The organism is Ruegeria sp. SATB027 (assembly GCF_059613825.1).
Map to the genome: position 1 here is coordinate 1 of NZ_JBXWTH010000033.1, position 6,853 is coordinate 6,853.

6 protein-coding genes are annotated in these 6,853 nt (G+C 57.0%); 4 read left to right on the top strand and 2 right to left on the bottom strand.

Annotated elements, in window-relative coordinates; genetic code table 11:
• Window positions 1-95 precede the first annotated feature (95 nt).
• A complete protein-coding gene (locus tag AC2FPW_RS08760) occupies window positions 96-548 on the top strand; it encodes a hypothetical protein (RefSeq protein ID WP_496813308.1) in 453 nt (150 codons plus the stop codon).
• Between the two features lies 1 nt (window position 549).
• Here AC2FPW_RS08760 and parE read toward each other — a convergent pair whose 3' ends face one another.
• Window positions 550-2,508: a DNA topoisomerase IV subunit B gene (gene parE, locus AC2FPW_RS08765; protein WP_496751283.1), complete on the bottom strand. Its 1,959-nt coding sequence runs from the start codon at window positions 2,506-2,508 to the stop codon at window positions 550-552.
• A 152-nt stretch (window positions 2,509-2,660) separates the two neighbouring features.
• On the opposite strand from parE, the gene AC2FPW_RS08770 reads away from it, so the two are divergent.
• Entirely contained in the window at window positions 2,661-3,269 is a 609-nt protein-coding gene (locus AC2FPW_RS08770) for a carboxymuconolactone decarboxylase family protein (protein ID WP_496813310.1), read from the top strand.
• Between the two features lie 70 nt (window positions 3,270-3,339).
• On the opposite strand, the gene AC2FPW_RS08775 is transcribed toward AC2FPW_RS08770, so the two are convergent.
• Complete coding sequence (locus AC2FPW_RS08775) at window positions 3,340-4,218, bottom strand: alpha/beta fold hydrolase (RefSeq protein WP_496813312.1); 879 nt, start codon at window positions 4,216-4,218, stop codon at window positions 3,340-3,342.
• 121 nt (window positions 4,219-4,339) lie between these two features.
• Between AC2FPW_RS08775 and ppk2 the strand changes: the two genes are divergently transcribed.
• Window positions 4,340-5,263: a polyphosphate kinase 2 gene (gene ppk2, locus AC2FPW_RS08780; protein ID WP_267367366.1), complete on the top strand. Its 924-nt coding sequence runs from the start codon at window positions 4,340-4,342 to the stop codon at window positions 5,261-5,263.
• A 107-nt stretch (window positions 5,264-5,370) separates the two neighbouring features.
• Complete coding sequence (locus tag AC2FPW_RS08785; protein WP_480484274.1) at window positions 5,371-6,741, top strand: MATE family efflux transporter; 1,371 nt, start codon at window positions 5,371-5,373, stop codon at window positions 6,739-6,741.
• Window positions 6,742-6,853 lie beyond the last annotated feature (112 nt).

Below are 6,853 nucleotides of genomic sequence, written 5' to 3' on the forward strand. Positions count from 1 at the left end.
CACAGAGCCCGTAGGATAAGTCCGTCCGGGGAAAGGGGAACTGCGCTCAAAATCCGATTTGTGCAACAGAGCCGTTCCCAACTCTAAAGATTTCATTGTCAGCGACTCCGGCGCAAAACCGATTTGGCGCTGTAGGCGTCGTAAATAGTGACAGCCGCGTCAACTTCCAAACTTGGTGGAAAAAAACACCCATCATCAACTTACAGGGGCAACTGAAATTAAGTAGGATGGACTTCATTCGCACGATGCGAAATCAGGATGGTGGAGGGCATGTAGACCAAAATATAAAAGATAGAAATTATGAAATGCTGCTATTGGGAGCGTTTCCCAATATTAGATATTTCATCACGACGAGAGGTGTCAGGTTTGAAGTTCAGATGCCTCAAGGTGATGTCGGTTCGTTGCATGTTTTATCGAAAGAACCTCATATGCTAGAGATGTCACCCTCTGACATTTCGGGGCCACATGAGTTTAAAGACATTGAACTGGAAATTTGTTATCAGATTGCTTTGGAATTATTGTCGGTATTGAAACCACAAAAATCCTAAATCAAACATCCAGCTCCTCCACAAACCGCGCGTTCTCCTGAATGTACTGGAACCGCAGTTCGGGCTTCTTGCCCATCAGGCGCTCGACCAGATCGCCGGTCTCGCCGGGTTCGTCCTCGTCGATGGTGACCCGGATCAGTTTGCGGGATTTGGGGTCCATCGTGGTCTCTTTCAGGTCCTTGGCGTCCATTTCACCCAGACCCTTAAAGCGGGACACGTCGATCTTACCCTTGCCGCCCAGACCTTTTTTCAGCCATTCGTCGCGCTCGGCCTCGTCCAGACAGTAGACGCGTTTGGCACCCTGCGTCAGGCGGTACAGAGGCGGGCAGGCCAGGTACAGGTGGCCCGCGTCAATCATCGGGCGCATCTGGGTAAAGAAGAACGTCATCAGCAAGGACGCGATATGCGCCCCGTCCACATCCGCGTCGGTCATGATGATGACCTTGTCATAGCGTAGGTCGTCAACGTTGAACTTGGTGCCAAGCCCGACACCCAGCGCCTGCGTCAGATCGTTGATCTCGGCATTGGTGCCCAGCTTGGAACTGGCCGCGCCCAGAACGTTCAGGATCTTGCCGCGCAGGGGCAGCAGGGCCTGCGTTTTGCGGTCACGACCCATCTTGGCCGAGCCGCCCGCAGAATCGCCCTCGACGATGAATAATTCCGTGCCGTCGCGTGTTGAACTGGAACAGTCCACCAGCTTGCCGGGAAGACGAAGTTTCTTAGTGGCGGACTTGCGTTGTGTTTCCTTCTCGGCCCGACGGCGCAGGCGTTCTTCGGCCCTCAGGATGAGGAAGTCGAGGATCGCGCCGGCGGATTTCGTATCAGCCGCCAGCCAGTTGTCGAAATGGTCGCGGACCGCGTTTTCGACCAGCCGCTGCGCCTCGACCGTGGCCAGGCGGTCCTTGGTCTGGCCCACGAATTCCGGCTCGCGGATAAAGCACGACACCAGCGCGCAGCCACCTGTCAGCAGGTCGTCGCGGGTGATCTGCGCGGCCTTCTTATTGTTGATCAACTCGCCATAGGCCTTGATCCCCTTGAGGATCGCAGCCCAGAATCCCGCCACATGGGTGCCGCCTTCGGGGGTGGGAACGGTGTTACAATAGGACTGGATGAACCCGTCACGCGACGGTGTCCAGTTGATCGCCCATTCGACCTTGCCGGGGGTGCCGAATTTCTCGTTGAAATCGACGGTGCCCGCAAAGGGTTGCTCGGCATAGGTGGACGAGCCGTTCATCGTCTCTTTCAGGTAATCCGACAGGCCGCCCGGAAAGTGGAACGAGGCCTCAAGCGGGGTTTCACCGTCATCGATGGCGGTTTTCCAGCGGATTTCGACGCCCGAGAATAGATAGGCCTTGGAGCGGATGGATTTGAACAGCCGCGCGGGTTTGAACTTGTGATGGCCAAAGATGTCCGGGTCGGCGTGGAAGGTCACCGTTGTGCCGCGCCGGTTCGGGGCCGCGCCAACCTTTTCGACCGGGCCAAGCGGGACGCCGCGCGAGAAACGTTGTTCATATAGCTGCTTGTCCCGCGCCACCTGCACAACCATCGAATCAGACAGCGCGTTCACCACCGACGCACCAACCCCGTGCAAGCCGCCCGAGGTCTGATAGGCCTTGCCCGAGAACTTGCCACCCGCGTGCAAGGTACACAGGATCACCTCCAACGCGGACTTGCCCGGAAATTTCGGATGCGGGTCGATCGGGATACCGCGCCCGTTGTCACGGACGGTCAGGGCGTAGTCGGAATGCAGCTCGACCTCGATCCGGTTGGCAAAGCCTGCCACCGCCTCGTCCATCGAGTTGTCGAGGATCTCGGCCAACATATGGTGCAGCGCACGCTCATCCGTGCCGCCAATATACATGCCGGGGCGTTTGCGAACCGGTTCCAGCCCTTCGAGCACCTCGATCGAGGAGGCGTCATAGGTAGAAGTGGCGCTGGGCGTCAACAGATCTTCGGGCATGGGTGCTGCTCTTGTTTTTGGGTTTCCGCCATTATGGCAGGTGATGTGGTCCGGGGGAAGAGGGACGCGAGGTGTTGTGGATTTTCTGTCAAGCCGCTTGCAATCCGTGCAGATAACCAGTCCTTTGATCCCGGTAAAGCGGAGGTGAATAAATGAACTGGATCAGAACCGTTCCGTTCGAAGAAGCGACTGGAAAGTTGAGGAAACTCTACGAACGCGTGACCGGGCCGAACAATAACGTAGACAACATCATGATGGCACACAGCCTTCGCCCGCATTCGATGGAAGGCCATATGGCCATGTACAAGGCAGTGTTGCATCATTCGGGCAACAAGATACCGAAATGGTTTCTGGAAGTGCTGGGGGTTTGGGTCAGCTCACTGAACCGGTGCGGGTATTGCGTCGAGCATCACTTTGCAGGTCTTCAGCGCTTGCTGGGTGATACGGTGCGTGGCAACGCGATCAGGGCAGCGATTGAGGCGCGCGATCCCTCGGCTGCACCGCTGGATAAGGCGCAAATGGCTGCGATGGATTATGCCCGCAAGTTGACCGAAGCGCCGGGCGATCTGGTCGAAGCGGACGTCGCCGCCCTGCGCAACGCGGGGTGGGATGATGGCGAAATCCTCGAGATCAATCAGGTCTGCTCCTATTTTTCATATGCAAACCGGACGGTTCTGGGGCTTGGGTGCTCAACCGATGGTGATGAGTTGGGGTTGTCGCCGAACAACTCTGACAACCCTGACGACTGGGGGCACCGGTAAGGTGCTAAAGATATCGTTGGCGCTGCGACAAAAGCTGCTTGGCTTGCCGTTGCGCGCGGGCGGGGCCTGATTATGTCAGGCCAGTCCATTCCAGAATGGCCTGCGCCACGGCCCGCGGATTTTGATGATGCAACCAATGATCGGTCCCAGGGATCGTGACACGGGTGAGGTGGGTGGCAAACGCCTCCAGCCCCTCAGTGGCTTCCGGTAAAAGGGCTTTGTCATCCGGCCCCCAAATCAACAAGTGCGGACACCTGACATGCAACCGGTCGAGCGGCAGGTCGGGCAGGTCTGTCGCGGGGACACCGGGTTTGGCGACAACCAACGGAGAGGCTCTGTACCAGTTCAGCATCGCCTGCAGCCGACCGGGTCGGGCCCATTCAGTGCGGTAGTCGGCCATGCGAGCTTCGGTCAACCAGTCCAGCCCCATACCATGGCGAAAGAACTGTTCCAGCATCGCAAAGTTGTTTTCGGACAGTTTTTGTGCGGCATCGGGTGCTCGCAGCAGATTGATATATTGCGAGGCTGTGGATTGTGCGCCACCCAAGGCCATCGCGCGTTGAAACGGCACCGGATGTACGCCGTTTGCAATGATTAACCGATCAACGAGTTCCGGGCGGAACATGGCAACGCCATAAGCCACCGATGCGCCCCAGTCGTGACCCAGCAGCGCAACAGGCGCGCCGCTGGTTTCAATCAGTGCGGCCATGTCTGAGACCAGTTGCGACAGGGTATAGTTCTGCACCCCTTCGGGACACCAGCTTTGGCCATAACCGCGCTGGTCCGGAGCAATACAATAAAAGAGTTCTGCCAGATGAGGCGCAAGATCGGCCCAGGCACCGCTGTATTCGGGGAAACCATGCAGCATCAATAATGGTGGCGCGGCTTTGTCGCCCCATGTCCTGACGTGGAAAGAATGGCCGTTCAGCTTGAAAAAAGACGTCTGCATTGGAACAAGGGATCCGCGCTGGAAATCATGGGTTTTTAAGGCATCTATTTGACACCAATCAAAGCGCATTTCCGAGCTTTCTGCTAGCCACCCTTCAGGACAGTAGAAAAGGACAGGATGTATGGACGCCATTGCCACGACCAACGCAGAACCCACCCAGATCAAGACCACGCTCGCCAAAGACACCGACCCTTCAGCGCCCAGCCCCGAGAAAATCCGGCAGGCGTTTGAAAGTGGGAAATACCCCTATGGCCGCAAAATGGCCCGGTCGGTGTATGAGACGCAAAAAGCCAATCTGCAGGCCGAGCTTTTGAAGGTTCAGCTGTGGGCGCAGGAAACGGGGCAGCGGTTTGTCTTGTTGTTCGAAGGGCGCGATGCGGCAGGCAAAGGGGGTACGATCAAGCGGTTCATGGAGCACCTGAACCCGCGTCAGGCCCGTGTCGTTGCATTGAACAAACCCACCTGGGAAGAGAAAGGCCAGTGGTACTACCAGCGCTACATTCAGGAGATGCCGACCGTGGGCGAGATGGTGTTCTATGACCGGTCCTGGTACAACCGCGCGGGTGTGGAGCGGGTCATGGGGTTCTGCACGCCCAACGAATATCTTGAGTTCATGCGGCAAACGCCCGAGTTGGAACGGATGCTGGTGCGCTCGGGCATTCAGCTATACAAATACTGGTTCTCGGTTACACAGCAAGAGCAGCAACGCCGTTTCAAAAGCCGTGAAACCGACCCCTTGAAGCAATGGAAACTGTCGCCCATCGACAAGGCGAGCCTCAGCAAGTGGGATGATTATACCGAGGCGAAAGAAGCCATGTTCTTTTACACGGATACGGCTGACGCACCCTGGACGATCATCAAGTCAAATGACAAGAAACGCGCACGCCTGAACTGTATGCGTCACTTCCTGTCCTCGCTGGATTACCCCGGCAAGGATCACGATATCGTGGGCGAGCCTGATCCGCTGATCGTAGGGCAGGCGCATCACGTTATTCACCGGTCCGAGCATATTCTGGGTACGGCTCTGCACCCCGACGCCCGCTGATTGCAAAGATGCCCGGCCTCAGGAAATGGTCGGGCATAAAAGTCTCAATATGAAATATTGCCGATCCGCTCTTGTCCCGCGCCAATGGCGCGCATATGGCTGGAGCGATGACAAAGGTGATGACATATCCGGCCCATTTTCGGGCTATTGCCGTTCTCGGCCTGCCACTGGTTGGTGGTCATCTGGCGCAATACGCAATCGGCTTGACCGACACCATCATGCTGGGTTGGTACGGGGTCGAGGCGTTGGCGGCTGTTACCTTGGCCAACAGTTATTATTTCGTGTTGTTTTTGTTCGGTGCGGGATTTGGCTGGGCAGTCATGCCCATGGTGGCCACAGCGGCGGCGGAAGGGGACGAAACCAGCATTCGCCGCTCGACCCGGATGGGGCTATGGTTGTCGTTGCTGTATGCCGTGGTTGTCATGCCCTTGCTGTGGTGGTCCTATCCGATCCTGATCGCCATGAAGCAGGAACCGCAAATTGCTGAAACCGCAGCCGAATATCTGCGAGTTGCCGGTTGGGGATTGTTTCCGGCCCTCATTGTGATGGTGTTGAAAAGCTATCTGGCGGCATTGGAGCGAACGCAGATTGTTTTGTGGATCACAATTGCGGCGGCGGCTGTGAACGGGCTGACCAATTATGCGCTGATCTTCGGCAACTGGGGTGCCCCCGAACTGGGCGTGACAGGGGCGGCAATCGCTTCGATCACGACACAAGTTGTTTCGCTGATCGCGGTTGTTATCTATGTGATCCGGACGTTGCCAGAGCATAGCCTATTCCAGCGGTTCTGGCGACCGGATTGGGAAATGTTTGCCAGCGTATGGAAGTTGGGTGTACCCATCGGCTTGACCACATTGGCCGAAGTTTCACTGTTCGCGACTTCTGCGGTGATGATGGGCTGGCTGGGTCAGGTCCCGCTGGCTGCGCATGGGATCGCCCTGAATCTGGCTTCAGCCACTTTCATGGTTCACCTGGGGCTATCAAATGCGGCGACCATCCGGGCTGGCAATGCGCTGGGTCGTCGGGACAGGGCGCATCTGGAAAAGGGCGCAATTTCCGTAACTGGTATGTCGCTGGTCATGTCGGTGGCAACCATCATTCTGTTTCTGACCTGCGCCGAGCCTTTGATTTCCCTGTTCATGGAAACAGATGACCCGCAGCGGGGCCAAATCTTGACTATCGGTACCGGATTGCTTGCCATGGCGGCGTTGTTTCAGCTGGTCGACGGCGCGCAGGTGATTGCGCTGGGCCTGCTGCGCGGGTTGCAGGATGCCAAGATCCCAATGGTCATGGCGGCGCTCAGCTATTGGGTCGTAGGGATTCCCGCGTCGTATTATTTCGGCTTTGTCCGTCATATGGACGGCATCGGCGTCTGGCTGGGCTTGGTGCTTGGTCTCGCCTTCGCGGCCGTGCTTCTCATGACTCGGTTCTGGATGTATTCGGTACAGCAGATACAGGCATCGGCCGAGCCCGCTTAGTCTTTGTCCTGCCGATCTGCCTTTTTTCGCACCAATGGACTTCGTCCCTGTTTCCGGACAGTTTCACTATTGACCCTATGCGGCCATTTTCCAAGTCATATTGTTAAAGGCC